Source organism: Clostridium chrysemydis (assembly GCF_015234215.1).
Lineage (GTDB): Bacteria > Bacillota > Clostridia > Clostridiales > Clostridiaceae > Clostridium > Clostridium chrysemydis.
The window spans coordinates 1,353,082-1,371,717 of the sequence record NZ_JADEKP010000001.1; the positions used below are offsets into that span (position 1 = coordinate 1,353,082).

24 protein-coding genes and 2 riboswitches are annotated in these 18,636 nt (G+C 29.6%); of the genes, 5 read left to right on the plus strand and 19 right to left on the minus strand.

The features are described 5' to 3' along the window. Positions 1-21 precede the first annotated feature (21 nt). The 5 genes from queA to nhaC form a co-directional block, all read right to left on the minus strand. The gene (gene queA / locus INR60_RS06770; RefSeq protein WP_194190713.1) at positions 22-1,047 is read right to left on the minus strand and encodes a tRNA preQ1(34) S-adenosylmethionine ribosyltransferase-isomerase QueA; all 1,026 of its coding nucleotides are present in this window, start codon (positions 1,045-1,047) and stop codon (positions 22-24) included. Between the two features lie 18 nt (positions 1,048-1,065). Then, complete coding sequence (gene ruvB, locus INR60_RS06775) at positions 1,066-2,100, minus strand: Holliday junction branch migration DNA helicase RuvB (RefSeq protein ID WP_374707680.1); 1,035 nt, start codon at positions 2,098-2,100, stop codon at positions 1,066-1,068. 9 nt (positions 2,101-2,109) lie between these two features. Then, entirely contained in the window at positions 2,110-2,721 is a 612-nt protein-coding gene (gene ruvA, locus INR60_RS06780; protein WP_194190715.1) for a Holliday junction branch migration protein RuvA, read from the minus strand. A 175-nt stretch (positions 2,722-2,896) separates the two neighbouring features. Then, on the minus strand, positions 2,897-3,457 hold the full coding sequence (locus INR60_RS06785; protein ID WP_194190716.1) for a hypothetical protein: 561 nt from the start codon (positions 3,455-3,457) through the stop codon (positions 2,897-2,899). 50 nt (positions 3,458-3,507) lie between these two features. Further along, positions 3,508-4,914, minus strand: coding sequence for a Na+/H+ antiporter NhaC (gene nhaC / locus INR60_RS06790; RefSeq protein WP_194190717.1), 1,407 nt, complete (start codon positions 4,912-4,914; stop codon positions 3,508-3,510). Positions 4,915-5,121: 207 nt separating this feature from the next. Here nhaC and INR60_RS06795 point away from each other — a divergent pair, with 207 nt between their 5' ends. Together INR60_RS06795 and INR60_RS06800 are read left to right on the plus strand one after the other, a co-directional pair. Continuing rightward, positions 5,122-6,624, plus strand: coding sequence for an ABC transporter permease subunit (locus INR60_RS06795; RefSeq protein ID WP_194190718.1), 1,503 nt, complete (start codon positions 5,122-5,124; stop codon positions 6,622-6,624). A gap of 13 nt (positions 6,625-6,637) precedes the next feature. Further along, positions 6,638-7,375, plus strand: a complete 738-nt coding sequence (locus INR60_RS06800) for an amino acid ABC transporter ATP-binding protein (RefSeq protein ID WP_194190719.1) — start codon at positions 6,638-6,640, stop codon at positions 7,373-7,375. Between the two features lie 49 nt (positions 7,376-7,424). Here INR60_RS06800 and INR60_RS06805 read toward each other — a convergent pair whose 3' ends face one another. From INR60_RS06805 to INR60_RS06850, 10 genes are all read right to left on the minus strand, one after another. Beyond that, positions 7,425-8,765, minus strand: a complete 1,341-nt coding sequence (locus INR60_RS06805) for an MFS transporter (RefSeq protein WP_194190720.1) — start codon at positions 8,763-8,765, stop codon at positions 7,425-7,427. Positions 8,766-9,238: 473 nt separating this feature from the next. After that, positions 9,239-9,589: a hypothetical protein gene (locus tag INR60_RS06810; protein ID WP_194190721.1), complete on the minus strand. Its 351-nt coding sequence runs from the start codon at positions 9,587-9,589 to the stop codon at positions 9,239-9,241. Positions 9,590-9,712: 123 nt separating this feature from the next. Continuing rightward, a complete protein-coding gene (locus INR60_RS06815) occupies positions 9,713-10,207 on the minus strand; it encodes a hypothetical protein (RefSeq protein WP_194190722.1) in 495 nt (164 codons plus the stop codon). Then, on the minus strand, positions 10,207-10,653 hold the full coding sequence (locus tag INR60_RS06820) for a DUF4430 domain-containing protein (RefSeq protein WP_194190723.1): 447 nt from the start codon (positions 10,651-10,653) through the stop codon (positions 10,207-10,209). Before INR60_RS06820 ends, INR60_RS06815 begins: the two co-directional genes overlap by 1 nt. Before the next feature lie 16 nt (positions 10,654-10,669). Continuing rightward, complete coding sequence (locus tag INR60_RS06825; RefSeq protein WP_194190724.1) at positions 10,670-11,173, minus strand: cobalamin adenosyltransferase family protein; 504 nt, start codon at positions 11,171-11,173, stop codon at positions 10,670-10,672. Between the two features lie 86 nt (positions 11,174-11,259). Continuing rightward, on the minus strand, positions 11,260-12,258 hold the full coding sequence (add, locus tag INR60_RS06830) for an adenosine deaminase (protein ID WP_194190725.1): 999 nt from the start codon (positions 12,256-12,258) through the stop codon (positions 11,260-11,262). Between the two features lie 72 nt (positions 12,259-12,330). Beyond that, a riboswitch (purine riboswitch) is annotated at positions 12,331-12,430 on the minus strand. A 55-nt stretch (positions 12,431-12,485) separates the two neighbouring features. Further along, on the minus strand, positions 12,486-12,650 hold the full coding sequence (locus tag INR60_RS06835; protein WP_194190726.1) for a small, acid-soluble spore protein, alpha/beta type: 165 nt from the start codon (positions 12,648-12,650) through the stop codon (positions 12,486-12,488). A gap of 101 nt (positions 12,651-12,751) precedes the next feature. Further along, a complete protein-coding gene (locus tag INR60_RS06840) occupies positions 12,752-13,372 on the minus strand; it encodes a GyrI-like domain-containing protein (RefSeq protein WP_194190727.1) in 621 nt (206 codons plus the stop codon). Between the two features lie 12 nt (positions 13,373-13,384). Next, a complete protein-coding gene (locus INR60_RS06845; RefSeq protein ID WP_194190728.1) occupies positions 13,385-14,521 on the minus strand; it encodes a trans-sulfuration enzyme family protein in 1,137 nt (378 codons plus the stop codon). Between the two features lie 3 nt (positions 14,522-14,524). Continuing rightward, positions 14,525-15,673: a trans-sulfuration enzyme family protein gene (locus tag INR60_RS06850; RefSeq protein ID WP_194190729.1), complete on the minus strand. Its 1,149-nt coding sequence runs from the start codon at positions 15,671-15,673 to the stop codon at positions 14,525-14,527. 83 nt (positions 15,674-15,756) lie between these two features. After that, positions 15,757-15,863, minus strand: a riboswitch (SAM riboswitch). Between the two features lie 160 nt (positions 15,864-16,023). Between INR60_RS06850 and INR60_RS06855 the strand changes: the two genes are divergently transcribed. Next, positions 16,024-16,548, plus strand: a complete 525-nt coding sequence (locus INR60_RS06855) for an ECF transporter S component (protein WP_194190730.1) — start codon at positions 16,024-16,026, stop codon at positions 16,546-16,548. 74 nt (positions 16,549-16,622) lie between these two features. On the opposite strand, the gene INR60_RS06860 is transcribed toward INR60_RS06855, so the two are convergent. After that, the gene (locus INR60_RS06860; RefSeq protein WP_194190731.1) at positions 16,623-16,784 is read right to left on the minus strand and encodes a DUF6019 family protein; all 162 of its coding nucleotides are present in this window, start codon (positions 16,782-16,784) and stop codon (positions 16,623-16,625) included. 200 nt (positions 16,785-16,984) lie between these two features. On the opposite strand from INR60_RS06860, the gene INR60_RS06865 reads away from it, so the two are divergent. Further along, entirely contained in the window at positions 16,985-17,344 is a 360-nt protein-coding gene (locus INR60_RS06865; protein ID WP_194190732.1) for an SAM-dependent methyltransferase, read from the plus strand. 41 nt (positions 17,345-17,385) lie between these two features. On the opposite strand, the gene INR60_RS06870 is transcribed toward INR60_RS06865, so the two are convergent. From INR60_RS06870 to INR60_RS06880, 3 genes are all read right to left on the minus strand, one after another. Further along, positions 17,386-17,547: a hypothetical protein gene (locus INR60_RS06870; RefSeq protein ID WP_194190733.1), complete on the minus strand. Its 162-nt coding sequence runs from the start codon at positions 17,545-17,547 to the stop codon at positions 17,386-17,388. Positions 17,548-17,612: 65 nt separating this feature from the next. After that, on the minus strand, positions 17,613-17,834 hold the full coding sequence (locus tag INR60_RS06875) for a DUF2922 domain-containing protein (protein WP_194190734.1): 222 nt from the start codon (positions 17,832-17,834) through the stop codon (positions 17,613-17,615). Positions 17,835-17,868: 34 nt separating this feature from the next. Next, positions 17,869-18,099 (minus strand): DUF1659 domain-containing protein, encoded by a 231-nt coding sequence (locus INR60_RS06880; protein WP_194190735.1) that lies wholly within the window; start codon positions 18,097-18,099, stop codon positions 17,869-17,871. 97 nt (positions 18,100-18,196) lie between these two features. Between INR60_RS06880 and INR60_RS06885 the strand changes: the two genes are divergently transcribed. Beyond that, on the plus strand, positions 18,197-18,619 hold the full coding sequence (locus tag INR60_RS06885; protein WP_194190736.1) for a GNAT family N-acetyltransferase: 423 nt from the start codon (positions 18,197-18,199) through the stop codon (positions 18,617-18,619). Positions 18,620-18,636: the final 17 nt, after the last annotated feature.

Genomic DNA, 18,636 nt, shown 5'->3' on the forward strand with positions numbered 1-18,636 from the left:
CACTCCTTAATTTCTCAAAAGTTATTTAATAAACATTGAATCTCCAAATGAGAAGAATCTGTATTTTTCTTTAACTGCTTCGTTATAAGCATTTAAAACGTGTTCTTTTCCAGCTAGTGTTGAAACTAACATTATAAGTGTTGATTCTGGAAGGTGGAAGTTAGTTATAAGATTATTTACAACTTTAAACTTGTATCCTGGATATATAAATATATCAGTCCAACCGCTTTGCTCTCTTACCATTCCATTTTCATCACCTATAGTTTCTAAAGTTCTAGTTGATGTAGTTCCAACAGCTATTACTCTGTTACCTAGTTTTTTAGTTTCGTTTATAATATCTGCTGTTTCTTTTGATAATTCATAATACTCTGAATGCATTATATGTTCATCAATAGTTTTTGCACTAACAGGTCTAAAAGTTCCAAGACCTACGTGTAAAGTTAAGTATACTACATTTACACCTTTATTTTTGATTTTTTCTAATAAATCTTCTGTAAAGTGAAGTCCTGCTGTAGGTGCAGCTGCTGAACCTTTTTCCTTTGAATAAACTGTTTGATATCTTTCACTATCTTCAAGTCTTTCGTGGATATATGGAGGAAGTGGCATTTCTCCTAAAGAATCTAAAACCTCTTCAAATATACCATCGTATTCAAATTCTATAATTCTGTTTCCAGTGTCTAAAACTTCTATTACTTCACATTTTAACTGACCGTCTCCAAAAGTAAATCTTCTTCCAACTCTTGCAGTTTTACCAGGCTTTGCTAAGCACTCCCACTTATCTCCTTCTAATCTTTTTAAAAGTAAAAATTCAATTTTCCCACCAGTGTTTTCTTTAGAACCTATAAGTCTAGCTGGCATAACTCTAGTATTATTTAAAACTAAAGTATCACCTTCTTTTAAATATTCTACTATATCTTTAAAGTGCTTATGTTCTATTTCTCCTGTTTCTTTATCAAGCACCATCATTCTTGAAGAATCTCTTTTTTCAAGAGGGTGTTGTGCTATTAATTCTTCTGGTAAGTAAAAATCAAAATCGCTTACGTTCATCTTTATCGTCTCCTTATTTTATGTTTCAAAAAAACTCTTTTGTTTAGATCTTTTATTTTCGTTAGGTTCATAAGGTCTATTTAAGTGTTTATATGCCTTTTCAGTTGCAACCCGTCCTCTAGGAGTTCTTATAATAAATCCTTTTTGAAGAAGGTACGGCTCATAAACATCTTCTATAGTTCCAAGTTCTTCTCCTACAAAGTAAGATAAAGTCTCTATCCCTACAGGACCGCCTTTAAAATTGTCTACTATAGATTCTAATATCTTTCTATCTACCCTATCAAAGCCTTGACTATCTACTTCTAGTAGTTCTAAAGCTTCTCTAGCTTCTTTATAACTAATTAAATTATCAGATTTAACTTCTGAATAATCTCTTACTCTTTTTAAAAGTCTATTTGCAATTCTTGGAGTTCCTCTAGACCTTCTTGCAAGTTCTATTGCACCCTCTTCTGTAATAGAGCACCCTAAAACTAACGCACTTCTAACTATTATATCTTTTAACTGTTCTTCTGTGTAATACTCCATAGCACAAAGAACGCCAAATCTATCTCTTAAAGGTGAAGTTAACATTCCAACTCTAGTAGTTGCCCCTATAAGAGTAAATTTAGGTAGATCTAATCTTATAGATTTAGCTTGAGCTCCTTTTCCTATAACTATATCTAATACGTAATCTTCCATAGCAGGGTATAGTATCTCTTCTACACTTCTATTTAATCTATGGATTTCATCTATAAATAAAACATCGTTGTCTTGGAGAGTAGTTAAAATAGCTGCTAAATCACCAGCTCTTTCTATAGCTGGACCTGATGTAACTTTTAAGTTTCCTCCCATTTCAGTTGCAATAATATTTGCAAGGGTAGTCTTCCCTAGCCCTGGAGGACCGTATAAAAGCACATGATCTAAAGCTTCTCTTCTGTTTTGAGCTGCTCTTATGAAAATATTTAATCTTTCTTTTACTTTGTCTTGACCTATATACTCATTAATCTTTTGAGGTCTTAAACTTAATTCCCCTAACTCATCATTAAGTGCATCTGGCGTTATTACTCTTTCCATCATTACCACCTAACCCATTAAAACTTTTAAAGATTCCTTAATCATAACTTCTATGCTATTACTCTTATCTATATTTTTAAGAGCTAAGTTCGCTTCTTTTTCTGTATAACCTAATGCAAGTAGCGCTCCTAAAACTTCTGCAGTTTTTGATATAATAGAATCATCACCGTCAAGCGATGCCATTATTTCTTCTTCACTCATACTATCAATTAACTCATCTGGTTTAAGCTTATCTTTTAATTCTAGTATGATTCTTCCTGCAGTTTTCTTTCCAATACCTGGCGCTCTACAGATATGCTTTTCATCACCCATCATAATTGCGTATTTTAAATTATTTATCCTACTTATAGATAATAAAGATAATGCAGCTTTAGCTCCAACGCCATTTATGCCTAAAAGCATATTAAACATTTGAAGTTCTTCGCGAGTTGCAAAACCGTAAAGACCTATAAAATCTTGTCTTACTATCTGTTCTAAAAACAGCATAACTTCATCACCGATTTTTGGTAAGTCAGCTATAGTAGTTCCTGATGTAAAAATTTTATATCCTATACCGTTATTTTCTATAATTATATAATCTTTTATTAATCCAACATATTTACCTTTAATATATTCGTACATTTAATTTCCCTCCCCCACTAAAAGTGAAAGTATGTTCTCATTTAGCCTATCTATTACTTTACCATTTTAATTAAAATCTTTCAATAAATCTAATTAGAATTTAGGATAAAATTAAAAGGAAGGGCATTAAATTTAACCCTTCCCTTAATAAAAGAAAACATGTTTATAATTATTTTTATAACTTTACTCCAAACTCAGATAGTTTTCTTTCTATTTCGTTCATATCAGGAGAACTAAAATAATTAAACTGTTCTAAGTTTTCTCTATCTACTTTAGGTAAAATACTAACAGGATAATCATAAGCTTTTACTAAGTTTAAGCTTCCTTTATCATCTGTTTTAAATAAAGCTATACATTCGTTTGAAACCCCAAGGTAAAAAACATTTTTTTCTAAGGATGCTTCCTTAGATCTTTTAAAAGTATAAGAAGTTTCATCTTTTTTACTTAATGTGTAACCGTCTTTTTTAAGAAGTTCTTTCAAAACACCTTCTGTAATAACTTTACCGCCTTCTTTTTTACTTATTTCAGTAATAGTAGCTTGACTATCCTTATTTTCTTCAGTATATAAAAAGACTTTCAAATCGTCTTTTAAAGCTTTTTCTCCATCATTATATACAGCTTGCTCTTTACTTTCTGTATTATTTAATAAAGTATCTGACATATAAATATAAGAACATATAAATAATACCGAAAGGGAAGCTATAGTATAAAATGCTATCTTCTTTTTCTTACTCATCTTCATCACTCCTTAACTAGAGTATTGACAAATTTTAGTAAGTTATACATTTATTTTGTAATTCGTCCAATTTCCTTTTTATTTTCCTTTCTTAGTACCGCTATTCCTAAATACGAAAAAACAATAGAAACTAATGGATTAATTAAATTTAAAAATGCAAATGGTGCGTAAGAAAGTGCTGAAACTCCTAAAACTCCTGAGACAAATGCACCGGCTGTGCTCCAAGGGATTAAAGCACCAGTCAAGGTACCCCCTTCTTCTAAATATCTACTTAACATAGCTGGATCTAAGTTTCTTTCTTCAAATTCCTTTTTGTAGATGCTTCCATTTAAAATTATTGAAAGATATATTTCCCCCATAACTATATTACTAAAAATACAACTTCCTATAACTAGCACACTTAAGCTTCCAATACTTTTAACCTTTACTAAAATCCCTTTAATAATAACAGTTAAGAACCCAAATCCTTCAAGTAAAGCCCCAAGACTTAATGCTATAAATGAAAGGGAAAAAGTCCACATCATACTTTGTATTCCACCTCTATTTAAAAGTGTATCTACAAATTCCACTCCAGTATGACCTACGTATCCTGCATTTAAAACATTTAAAGCTTCACCTAAGTTGTTTCCTTGAAATAAAACTGAAAATAAAACTCCAAAAATAGTTCCAATCCCAAGTGCAATAATAGAATTAACTTTTTTAATACTTAAAAATAAAACTACTATAATAGGAATAAGCATAAATAAATTAATATTAAAAGTCTTATCTAAAGTGTTTAAAATAGTATTAACCATATTAGAATCTATAGCTTCGCTACCTGAATATTTAAACCCTACAATAGTATATAAAACAAGGGAAATTATATAAGCTGGCACCGTAGTATATAGCATTGATTTAATATGCCTATAAAGGCTTGTCCCAGCTGAAACTGCTGCAAGGTTTGTAGTATCTGAAAGGGGAGATAATTTATCTCCAAAAAACGCACCAGAAACAACCATCCCAGCTACTATAGGCGCTGGAATACCAAGACTTATTCCCATAGCCATAAAAGCAACTCCAACAGTTCCGCTAGTTCCCCAAGATGTCCCCGTTGCAAGAGATGTCATACTACAAACTATAAGTCCAATAGGTAAAAACCATTTAACATTTATAAGTTTAAGTCCATAATAAACTATGCTAGGAACTACTCCTCCACTTACAAAGCTTCCTATTAAAGTTCCTATAAGTAAAAATATAATAAGTGCTGGAAAGGCCCTCTCTATCCCCTTTCTCATCTCGACTAAAACTTCTTCAAAATTATATCCCATTCTTAAAATCAGAAAAATAGTACATGCAAGTCCTATTAATAATAGAATCTGTATATCAACTTTAAAATAAATTCCAACAGTAAGAATAAGAACTAATGAAATTAAAAGAATAAACGCTATACTCTTTTTTGGTAATTCTTTTTCAACCATAAAATCCTCCCATTTGTTAATTATTTATATTCATTAATAATTATTATCTAGAATTAATAATATACTATCTATTCTTTATCTGCAACTCTCCAAATTATATTATAAGATTTTGGGAATGATATATATAAGTTATATTTATTTATAGTTGACAATTCCGATAGGAATTATTATAATTAACTAAAATTTAAAGCGAGATGAGGGAAAGAAATGAAGAAACGACTTACAATTTTATTATTATTCATATTTATTCTTGGGACGGCTTTAGTTGGTTGCAGTAGCAATTCATCAAATGTAAACATGGATAATAACAAAAAGACTATAACAATCGGTACGTCTGGTACATACTATCCTTTCACTTATTCAAATAACGGTACTCTTGAAGGGTTTGAGATTGATACTTGGAATGAAATAGGTAAAAGATTAGGTTACAACATAGAATTTAAAGCTGCTTCTTTTAGTGGATTATTTGGTATGCTTGAAAGTGATAAAATTAATTCTATAGCAAACCAAATTACTCTAACTGACGAAAGACTTGAAAAATATTATTTTACAGAACCGACTGTCTATAGCGGTGCCCAAATAATAGTAAAAAAAGGGAATGATACTATTAAAAACTTTGAAGACCTTAAAGGTAAAAAGGTTGGAGTTGACCTTGGAAGCAATTACGAGCAAATAGTTAAATCTAAAGATACAAATGGCGATATAAAAGTTCTTACTTACCAAAACACAGATGCCGCATTTAATGAGCTTTTACTTGGTAGAATCGATGCAGTTGTAATAGATAAAGTATCAGCACTTGCTACTATAAAAGAAAAAGGGTTAGCTTTAGCAATAGCAGGTAGCCCTATAGATAAAATTGAAAACGCATATCCTTTTATTAAAACAGACCAAAACAAAGAACTTATAGATAATATAAACAAAACTATTAACGATATGAAAAAAGATGGCACTCTAGGTTCTATCTCAAACAAATGGCTTGGAATGGATGTTTCATCTCCAAACAATAATAATTCTAAAACCGAAGTTTTAGATACTAAAACTTCAAATAGTTATTTTGACTTTATGTATGCTAAAAGTTTAATCCCCCTACTAATAGGAGCCGCTAAAACTACTCTATTCCTTTCAGTTTTAGGAATGGTTTTAGGACTTATCGTAGGATTATCTTTAGCTTTCATAAGATTATTTAAAATACCTGTCCTAAAATGGATAGCAGAAGTATACATATCATTCTTTAGAGGAACGCCTCTTTTAGTTCAGTTATTTTTACTTTACTTTGGTATTCCACAGATAATACCAGCACTTAAAGATATGAGTGCAATAACTGCAACTATAATAGGACTTGGACTTAACGCTTCAGCCTATATAGCTGAAATACTTCGTTCTTCTATTGGTGCTATAAACAAAGGTCAGATGGAAGCTTGCCTTTCAGTAGGTATGACTAGGTACGAGGGGCTTAAAAGAATTATCCTTCCTCAAGCTTTTAGAATTGCAGTTCCACCTCTTGGAAACATATTTGTAGACACTATAAAAGGATCTTCCCTAGCTTTCACTTTAGGGGTTATAGAACTTCTTGCAAAAGCTCAGATGGCTGCTGCATCAAGCTATAAATTCTTCGAAAGTTACATTATAGTAGCTATTATGTATTGGATTATAATTTCATTTTTCAATTTCCTTCAAAGGATTTTAGAAAAGAAACTATCAGTTTATTAAGGGGGATAAATTTATGATAAAGGTTAAAAATTTAAAAAAGAATTTCAAAGATAATGAAGTATTAAAAGGAATTAATTTAGATATAAAAAAAGGTGAAGTAGTTGTAATCTTAGGTCCTTCTGGTTCTGGAAAGTCAACTCTTTTAAGATGCTTAAACTACCTTGAAACTCCAACTAACGGAGAAATTCAAATAAGCGATTTAAAAGTAGATGCTAAAAGCATAAAGAAAAAAGATATCTACAACCTAAGAAAAGAATCAGCTATGGTATTTCAACACTACAACCTATTTAACAACAAAACAGTTTTAGAAAATGTACGTGAGGCACTTTTAGTTGTTAAAAAGCTTCCTTTTGATGAAGCTACAAAGATATCAAAAGAAGCTTTAACTAAAGTTGGAATGATTGAAAAGTCTGACTTTTATCCAAGTACTCTTTCAGGAGGTCAAATGCAAAGGGTAAGTATAGCACGTGCTATAGCACTAAATCCTAACGTAATACTTTTTGATGAACCAACTTCTGCACTAGACCCAGAACTTGTAGGTGAAGTTCTTTCAGTTATAAAAGATTTAGCTAAAGAACACAGAACTATGATAATAGTAACTCACGAAATGAGCTTTGCAAAAGAAGTTTCTGATAGAATAATCTTTATGGCAGACGGTTATATAGTAGAAGAAGGAACTCCTTTAGAAATTTTTGAATCTCCTAAAGAAGAGAGAACTAAACAATTCTTAAAAAGATTAAAATCTGAATAAAAAAAGGTCTTGTCAAAACTTTTGACAAGACCTTTTTTTATAATAAATCCTATGCTTCTTTTTTATCTTTTTTAATATTTAAAGTTAAAGTTAAAAGAACTAAAGCAAAAACTGCACCTATTATTATAAATATAAATGCACCGTTCCATCCGAAGTTATCTGAAATAACTCCAAGAACTATATCAGCTAAAGTTTCCCCGATTAAATATCCGCATAACCCTGAAAAACCTACTGCTGTTCCTACTGCAAAATTTGGAACAACATCTATTAAGCTCATTCCTATAAGTAGCTGAGGACCATATATAAAGCAACCTATACATCCTACTGATATCATAGTAACTATGTAATTATTTGTTTGCCAATATGCTACAGTTGCAATGATTACTCCAACCATACACATAATGCTAAGTGGTGCTCTTCTCCCTTTAAATACTACATCTGAAATCCATCCTAATAGAATAGAACCTGGTATTGCTATAAACTCAAATATTGCCATAGCATGTCCAGCTGCTACAAGAGAAAATCCTTTTTCTTGCTGTAAATATATTGGAATCCAGTTTACTATACCTTGTCTTATTAAATAAACAAAAACATTTGCTAAACATAAATACCAAACATACTTATTATTTAAAACATATTTAAATATAATCTCTTTACCTGTAAGTTTGTTTTCATCTACAGTTTCTTCAAGTTTAGATGAATCCCCATAATCATTTCTGTATTCTTCTATAGGTGGTAAACCTACTGAAGCTGGAGTATCTACCCCTATCCATAAAACAAATATTGTTATTAAGATACATATAAATGCTGGAATAAAGAAAATACTAGATGAATTAGCTTGACCAAATAAAGCAAAACTTGCTGCAAATACTCCAAGAGGTGCTATAAGTCCTCCTCCAATATTATGTGAAGTATTCCAAACTCCCATCTTTAGTCCCCTCTCATTTTGCGAGAACCATTTTCCTATGACTATTGAACAAGGCGGCGCCCCCATCGCTTGAACAAAACCATTTAAAATCATTAGAACTAAAAATACTGGAACCGTTTTTGCAAATCCCATAAAAATACTAAGTATAGCTGATGCTAAAAGACCTATACCTATAAAGTATTTAACGTTAGATCTATCAGCTAAATTTCCTAGTATGAATTTACTTAACCCGTAAGTTATTGCCATCCCTGCGCTGATTAAACCTATGTCTGTGTTACTAAAATCATAGTTTTTTGATAATAATGATGATGCAACTGCAAAGTTTTTTCTAACTAAATAATAGCCTGCATATCCTATGAATATCATTAGGAATACTCTTATTCTGTATATTTTGTAAGCACTTGCTATCTTACTTTCTGGAAGTCTTGCTACCTCTTTTGCTGGTTTGAATATGCCTATCATTTTACCCCTCCGTATAAAATTTTATTGTTAATGTTTTCATCTAAAATTAAAAAAATTGTCAAATTTTTAACGTTTTTTGAAAACCATTAAAATTATATACTTAAAACTTTGTAAAAATAAACACTTCCCCCCTCATTTTTATCTTTTGTTAAATATATTCACCTTTTGTTAAATATATTTTTTTATAATTTTCACAACTTAATAAAAATACATATGTTTAATTACGTAATCCTAAATTTAAAATAGAGACGGGAGCTTTCCGCCTCTATTTTAGCCTTATTATTCTTTTTCTTCTAAGGCTCTTAACTTTCTTTCAATTTTTCTAATCATCCTAAAATTTTGCATTCCCCTATTTGTTAAAGCTGCTTTTCTAGCTTCAAGTTCTAATCTACTTTTCATAAACCATATCCCCTTTACAATATTATTTATTAAGTTCCTTATATAATATTCATGTAAGACTTAGTTTATTACATCTAGATACTACTACAAATATCTCTTTCATCTAAAAGCCTAGTTATAGTTCCTCTAGAAGAGTTTTGACATTCTCGAACTATATCTAATAGATTAGATGTTAAGCATTGATTTTGCTGTACATATGCACATAATATATTTTCATTATTACGTATTATTGCATTTTGAAGGCATTGCTCCCTTTGAAATGAACCTATTATATAAAGTAAAAGAAGCCACTGATACCCCATATTAGATTGCATTATTTTATCTGTACAGCAATAATCTTCTGTGCATTCACAAGAAGATCCGCAATTGTTAAAACATCCAAAGTTACAATCACAGCACCTATTTTTATGTTTTTTTCTCCCCATTTTTATTACCTCTTAAATAATTTCACATTATATTCTATTCAATGGTTAGTATAGTGTTAATAAAAAAAATATAGAGAGATATTAAACTTTAAAGTTTAACATCTCTCTATATTGATTTTAAAATTACTCTATTACTCTTTTTAAAACTTTACTTAAAGGCTTATACAGAAAAAGAGTTGCAACTACTGTACAAATCATATTTCCAATAGAAACTTGAAATCCTAATAAAAGGGTAACTAAAAGTTCTTTTCCTTTTAGACCTGCTGTTAAAAAGTATGGGATTTGAATTAAACTTCCAAGTGAAAATGAAAGTATAGCTCCAACTAAGGCGTAAACATATTCTGACTTAGTTATTTTTTTTAGTAAGCTATAAATTAATATAAACTGTGGAAATATTACTAAATACATAACACTCCAAGGTGCTATTCCTTTAGTTAACATTACTAAAATACAAAATATAACAGTAGATACGTATGCAAGTTTTCTATCTAAAGTTGTTCCGTATAGTAAAACTATAAAACTTACAAGTTCAAAGTAAGTTATAAATGATCCCATAAAATATATTATATATAAAATAGCAGCAAGCAGTGCACCTTGCGTTATCTTTCTAGCATTCATTACATTTCGCTTGTGAATTCAAATGTTACGCTATCACCAGTTTGAAGGTTTATGCTATCAACTCCCGGTGCTTCGCCACGCTTGTAATTTACATTACCCTTAGGTGATTTGTATGAATACATCCACCAAGGACCTTTTTTCATATCTTTAGTTTCTATACCTTTAATTCCTAAAATAAATGTTCCAAACTGACCTTTATCTAATTTAGTTTCTAAAGTTTTAGAATTTTCACTTAAAAATTCTCCAAGTGTTTTTGAATTAGTTTTAAACTCTTCGCTATCTACTAATACTGTATCATTTGATTTATCAATAACTGTTACAGTTATTGTTTTATCTCCTGTAGTTCCGTTACCTGTAGTTTTATCTTTTATTATTTTGTAACCGAAAACACCTAAAGCTACGATTAAAACTACGATTAAGATTTTAATTAATAATGACTTTTTCATTTGTTACTTCCTTTCTTTAATACGATTTAGAAATAAATATTTTTTCTTCTACATTATTTCTTCTATTTATCTCTAGAGAAAGAACAAATAGTATGTTAGTTATTAAGTTGCTAAAATCTATAAGTATTTCTGGAACTAAAAGCCCAGAGTTTTTAATTCTATAAAGATTTCTGCATACCTTTTTTGCCTCTCCTCTAGCTACATGGTATTCACAAGCTAAAGGGTGACCTGTAGGATATACAAAAGAACTTATTCTGTCTTTATTTAAATCTCTATATTTGTTTAGTATATCTAATCCTTCTTTTATATCTTTTTCAGTTATAGCAATTTTTCCTCTTAAAGATCCGTTTAAGTGTAAAACTCTATCCATAAGCCAAAAAGTTTCTTCTTTTAAAGGTGTGTTTTTGCTAAGTATTCTTCCTAAAAAAGAACTTAATGAATCTGTTAAGACTTCGTGGTCTACATAACCAAAATCTTCGTTTAAAAAAGGATAAGATATTAAATCGATATTTTTACCCATAATGCCTCCTTATGCAGTGAAATTCACTAAACATTATAAATTATATATTAGTTAGCTGCAAATAGCATACAGGTAGATATTTTTATTTATATAGAACTAGCTAACTTTAAAAGCTCTTCTTTAGTATATTCATCACAAAATGCACCTTTTAAACTATTTAGGTATATTTTTTTATAATCTTCTAAATTTAATACATGATTTTTATTAATTTCTTCACACTCTTCTGTTAAAGTAACGTCTGATACTGTTCTATTATCAGTACTTACATTTACTAATAACCCAGACTCTAAAAACTTTTTAACTGGATGATTTTTGTATTCTGTAACAGCCTTAGTTTGAACGTTACTCGTAGGGCACATCTCTAAAACTATATTATTTTCTTTAACTAAGTTATATATGTCGGAATCATTTTCTATAGCTACAGCGTGCCCTATTCTCTCTGCCCCTAAAAGCTCTATTGCTTCTTTAACGTTAATTGCGTGTCCTGTTTCACCAGCATGAATAGTAACTTTGTATCCTAAGCTTCTTCCATAGTCAAAAGCTCTTTTAAACTTTTTGCAAAAGTTTAATTCTTCGCCTCCTGCTAGATCTATAGCAACTACGCCTTTTCCTATAAATTCTTTTCCTCCATCTAAAACTTCGTAAATAGTATCTTCTCCCATATGTCTTAAAAGACTTAAAATTAAGTTACTCTTTACTCCATACTCTTTTTCACCTCTTTTTAATCCTTTTAAAACACTGGCTATTATTTCGTCAACCTTTAATCCTTTTTCTTTATGGAAAAGAGGTGCAAATCTTACTTCTATATATTTAACATTTTCTTTATTTACATCTTCTATTAGTTCAAAAGCTATTCTTTCCAAGTTTTCCTTGTTTTGCATAACTTTAAGTGGTAAATCGAATCTTTCAAGATAAACATTAAGAGATGGGCAATCATTTGGAACGATTAACCTCTCTTTCATTTCTTCAAATCCTCTAATTTCTTCATTTAATCCTTCTTTATTTAAAAGCTCAATAACCGTTTCTACTCTCAAACATCCATCTAAATGACAGTGTAATTCGATCTTTGGTAAATTTTTATACATATTATTTCCTCCCTTTATTATTTTCTCCGAATGGAATTTTTGTATAAAAAAAATTCCTGATAACGAAGAAAATGCTTAAATCATCTTCTTCGTAATCAAGAATTATTGGTTCTTGGTAGAAACTCCCTAACCGTATCATAGGGATTATACGAATTTGCTATCTCGCAATTTTTAAATTAAATTTATTCTACCACAAAATTTTTTCCTGTCAATAATAAATTTTAAGGTTAAACTTTAGGATTTTTTCTTTCCTTATTTTTTCCAAGTTTTCTAGATTCTTTAGAATAGCCTATCTCGTTTGCTGTTTCTAATTTCATTTCGTGTAATTCTTTTTTAGTTTTTTGACTAGATTTTTTATTATCTTTGCTGTTTTTATTATTCTTATGAGACATAATATCACTCCTTAATTAAAGAAATCTAAATATATTATCCCTCTAAACTTTTTACTATATACGAGTAAAAAAGTGGCTTTTATTTTATAAAAATTACTTTTTTATTTTTCTACGTTATACCTTAAAACTGTCTTTAATTTATCTTTAGATACCTTTCTTGCATCTGATAAATAAATTTCTCTGTGAACTAAAGTTTTTAATTTTAAATTATTTTCTTTTATAAATTCTTTCATTTTTTTGAAGCTTTTTGCTTCCTCATCATAAGAACCTATATGCAAAATTTGAACTGAAAGCCCCTCTTCTATTTCTTTAAATAAAACTTCATCTAAAAGTTTTATTTTCTTTTTTTCTTTAACCTTTTCTCTTAAGGAATTAAATAATTTTTCATCCACAAAGTTAGGTTGTCTTATCATAAGAGTATAAATAAGTTCATCTTTATCTAACTCTTTCTTTTTTCTTCCCTCTTCTGAAAGGTCCCATGTACCTTCTAAAGGATAAACTGTATAATCAAAGTAACCATCTACAGTTACTCCTCCTTTAGGCATCATTTTAATAGCGTAAGATAAAGAATATAACGCTTCTATTCTTTCTTTAAAGTCTTCTGAATTAGGATTTCCAGATCCTTTAATTTGTAAAAATTTAAATTTAGGTACCTCAACTAACTTTGGAGTTTCTTTTGGAATATATAAATCTTTTTCTTTTTTTCTCCACTCATGCTTCAAATTTATCACCCTTTACTTATTTATTGCTTTATCAAAATTATATATTATATCATTAATATCCTCTAGTCCTAAAGATACCCTAACTAAAGTATCTTTTATTCCTAAAGCTTCCCTTTCCTCTTTAGGAATAGCTGCGTGACTCATCTTAACTGGGTAAGAAACAATAGTTTCAACTCCCCCTAAGCTTACCGAAACTAAGACTCCTTTAATATTATTTAAAAAATCTATAGTATCCTCTTTACTCTTAAATTCAAAAGAAACTACAGCTCCTCCGTTTTTTGCCTGTGATTTATGAATTTCATATCCTTTATGTTCTTTAAGACCTGGGTAATAAACATTAGAAACTTTATCTAATGTTTTAAGATATTTTGAAAGTTCTAAAGCATTAGATGTAGCTTTATCTAGCCTTACCTTTAGAGTTTTTATTCCTCTTAAAAGTAAAAATGAATCATTTGGCGAAAGTATAGCACCGAAGGTATTTTGAACGTTATATATCTCTTTTGCTAAACTTTCATCTCTTGTAGCTGCAACCCCTGCAATAATATCACTATGCCCTCCTAAAAACTTAGTAGCACTAGAAACTACTATATCTACTCCAAGTTCTAGCGGTCTTAAAAGGTATGGAGACATAAATGTGTTATCTGCTATAGTTAGAAGTTTGTTTCTTTTAGCTATCTTAACTACTTGTCTTATATCAGTTATTTTTAATAAAGGATTTGATGGAGTCTCTATATAAATCCCTTTAGTGTTCTTTTTTAATACATCTTTTATATTGCTTAAGTTACTTAAATCTACAAAGGAAAACTCTATATTAAATCTACTAAAAAATTTAGTAATAGCCCTATACGTCCCTCCGTAAACATCTCCTGATACTATAATGTGATCTCCTGCATTAAAGATACTTAAAACTGAACAAATAGCTGCCATCCCAGAGGAAAAAGCAAAAGCATACTTGCCATTTTCAATATCTTTTAAAACTTCTTCTAGGGCGCTTCTTGTTGGATTTTTTGACCTTGAATAATCATATTCCCCAAAGTTTTCTATATCAAATTGATGAAAAGTAGATGTTTGATATATAGGAACATTTACAGCACCTGTACTTTTATCTATTAAATTTTCTGCATTTACTAATTTACTTTCAAAATTCATAAATCACACCTCTAAAACCTTTCTTAAATCTTCTTTTAAATCATTAATATTTTCTATACCAACTGAAAGCCTAAGAAGTCTATTATCTATTCCTAACTTTTCTTTATAAAGGCTTGGCATATCGGCGTGAGTTTGAGTAAAAGGGTATGTTATTAAGCTTTCTGTACCTCCTAAACTCTCTGCAAAAGAAATAACTTCAAGGCCATTTAATATCTTTTCTACTAATTTTTCGTCTTTAACTTTAAAAGAAATCATAGCACCAAATCCTGTGCTTTGCTTTTTATTAATTTCATAGCCTTTACTTTCTTTAAGCCCAACATAAAAAACCTCTAAAACTGAATCGAATTCTTTTAGATAATTTGCAATTTCTATAGCATTTTTCTCGCATCTTTCCATCCTTATATGAAGAGTTTTTAAACTTCTTAAAAGAAGCCAAGAATCAAAAGGAGATAAAATACTTCCTGTTGCCATTTGAACTTTTCTAAATCTATCACTTAATAATTCATCTTTAACTATAACTAGTCCTGCAAGTAAATCGTTATGTCCTCCTAAAAATTTAGTTCCACTATGAACTACAATATCTGCCCCTAAACTTAAAGGCTTTTGAAAATAAGGAGTTAAAAATGTATTATCAACTATTAAGATAAGTCCATTTTCTTTTGCTATTTCACTTATAGCTTTAATATCACTAACCCTCATCAAAGGGTTTGAAGGAGTTTCAACAAAAATCGCTTTTGTGCTTTTTTTGATATATCTTTTTATTTTTTCTCTATCACTTGTATCTACAAAATCGCACTTTATTCCAAAGTTTTTAAATGTCTCTTCAAAAAGTCTATATGTACCTCCATACAAATCTTCTGAAAGAATAAAGTGATCGCCGCTACTAAATATACTTATGCAAGAAGCTATTGCAGATACCCCACTTGAAAAAGCTAAAGCGTCATTTCCTCCTTCTAAAAGTGCAATAGTTTTTTCAAGTTCCTCACGAGTCGGATTATTAGCTCTAGAATAATCGTATCCTGTTGTCATATTTAGCCCTGGATGTTTAAATGTAGCTGATTGATAAATAGGAAAACTCATAGCCCCAGTCCTACTATCACCTAAGCTTGCTCCTCTAACTAAAATCGTTTCAATATCTTTTTTTAAATTCATAAAACCACCCCAATCTTAAAAATAAAAAAATCACTTCTTAAAATAAAGAAGTGATTTAAACTCTAAAAAATATTAATCAATCATTCTTATTTATCAAAAGCTACGCTTTTGCAGGATTTAGCACCACATAAACTAATTTATAGGTTGCCGGGATTCAACGGGCCAGTCCCTCCTCCACTCTTAATAAGATTTTTTATCTATTATATTCTATTATTATAATAATTGCAATATTATTCCAAATAAATTTTTTATTTCCCTTAAAAATAAACCTTTTGAAATTGTATCGGTTCATTTGACAGTACTCCTCCTAAATCCTAATATAAATGTAATAGAAAAAAGGGGGAATAATAATGAATAGTAAAACAAAAAGATTAATTCAATTAGCTTTATTTGCTGCACTTATTTATATCGGAACATCTCTTCATATTAAAATTCCAATAGGTGGCGGAACATCTATGGTTCACCTTGGAACTACTGTAATTTTTATAGTTGCTGTTTTAATAGGAAAAGATGCTTGGCTTCCTAGTGCTATAGGCTGTGCACTTATGGATTTATTAGATCCAGCCTTTGCCCTTTGGGTGATTCCGACTTTCATAATTAAAGGTTTAACAGGGTATACGGCAGGTAAAATTGCCTTTTTAAATGGAAAAGAAGGGACTAGCACTATTCAAAACACTATAGGTTTTGTATTTGGAGGTATAGTTTCTTTAACTGGCTATTTTATAGTTAACTGGGTTATCTTTAAAGGATGGCAAGGTGCTGTAGCTAGTTTATTAACTTCAATTACTACAACAGCTATAGGCTTAATTATTGCAATTCCTTTATCAATGGCCGTGAAATCTGCAGCAAAAAGATTTATTTATGTAACAAAATAAAAAAAGGAAGAGTTTCTAACTTTAACTTAGATTCTCTTCCTTTTTTTAAATTCATTCCCCTTTTTCATTTTAAGTTACTCCTCAGCAGTATCTAAAATTTTGTTTATTTCTTTTTCTTGCATTCTTTCTTCAATAACAAATGCTTCTCTAATACCATTTTTAACTGCAATTTTAATTACAAAGTATAAAGCTACTAATAATACTAAAAATTTTGCTATAGCAATCCATTCAAACATTTTACCCCTCCTATCGTATATAAATTATTATAGAATTCTCTTCTTATTAAAAAAATTCTGTTCTTTATTATAATTTTACCATAAATTTCAATTAATATACCTATTAAAAGTTATTTTAACCTACCTTTATCACAAAAATAAAAAATACTATTTTAAAGAATCATTCCATATATATATTAATAATGCCTTAGGAGGAATATATGAAAATAGAGCTTAATGTAATCGGATTTATAAATAGCTCCTTCTCTATGAAAAATAACACATCCCTAAATAAGTACACCTCTAAAATTAAAATAGAACCTGACTATTTAAAAAGATTAAAAGAGTTTAAAAACTTTACACACCTAACTATAATCTATTATTTAGAGGAAAATTCTTCTCTTGAAATTACATCTGTTGAACTTATAAATATCTCTGAAAATATACTCACTGTAAGAGGATTAAATAAATTAGTTTTAGCAAAAATACTAGATATAAAGCCTTATCACAAAAGGTTTGATACTAAGGAAAGATCAAAGACTCCTGAATGGATAGATAGAATTAATCGATATTATTTTTAAGTACTAATAAATATAAAAAGCAGTATCAAAAAGATACTGCTTTAAAAATCCAAGCTTTTAATAAAATCTGAAACTACAAATATTAAAGATAAAACTAGCCCCGCCAGTCCAACTTCTTTTAATTTAACCTTATCTTTTTTGTATCCTAATACTACTAAGATAATACTAACTATAATTATAAGTATTTTAAATATATTCATCATAAGTATTCAATCCCCCTATAGGAATATATTAACATAACAGCAACTAAAAACTTTTAACAATACTGTTAAATTATCTCTATTCCAGTAGTTTCTTCTGAAACTATATTAGCTTCAAGTTTTTTCACTATCTTGCCACCAGTTGTCACAAACACATCGTTACTAACTATAGCATCCATAGCCCTATTAATATCTTCTTTAGTAAGGTCTACTTTAATTTCTCTAACCCTTAAATTGAATTTCTTTCCCGATTCGTTTTCGAATCCCATAACTAAAGTTTTTTCTCTCATATAATTTCTCCCCCTTTTAAATATTTTTTCTCTCTTACGCTTCTTGCTCTTCTAAAAGAATACTATCTTCTTCAACTGCAAGTTCTGATAACGGAAATGCTATTAAATTTGCAATCTCTGAAGCTACAGCATAAAGCCCTTCTTTAGTAGCTGAAAGGTTAAGATTACTAAATCTTTGAGATTTAATAATATCCTTCCCACTTTCGTTTTGCCCCTTTAAATAAGAAACTTTTAAGTTTGCTCCATTAACTATTTTTGATATCATATCTATCAACTCCTTTCATCTACTAAATATGCAAAGATGTTAGTTAACTATAAAAAATGGTATAATTTTCTTATATTTATCTTAGGAGATGGTACAAATGGCAAAAATAATTAGAAACAAATTAACCCCTAATGACTTTAATTCATTAACAAAGCTAGTAGGCTGGGGGCAGCTTCCCTTAGATCAGATATCTAAAGCTTTAGAGAATTCAGTTTATGTAGCTACAGTTTATTTAAATGATGAACTTATTGGTATGGGAAGGTTAATTGGTGATAAAAGTATATCTTATTACATAAAGGATTTAGTTATAGCGCCTAAATATCAAGGCAAAGGATACGGTACTCTTTTAATAAAAGATATGATACATTTCATTAAAGAAAATACACCTAAAAACTATAAATTTTGCCTAGAGCTTATGTCAGCTGAAGGTAAAGAACCTTTTTATGAAAGATTAGGGTTTGAAAGAACTCCTTCTAAAAGTTGTGGTGCTGGTATGTTTATGATTGTTGAAAATAATTAAAAAGAGAGTGGCAAAAA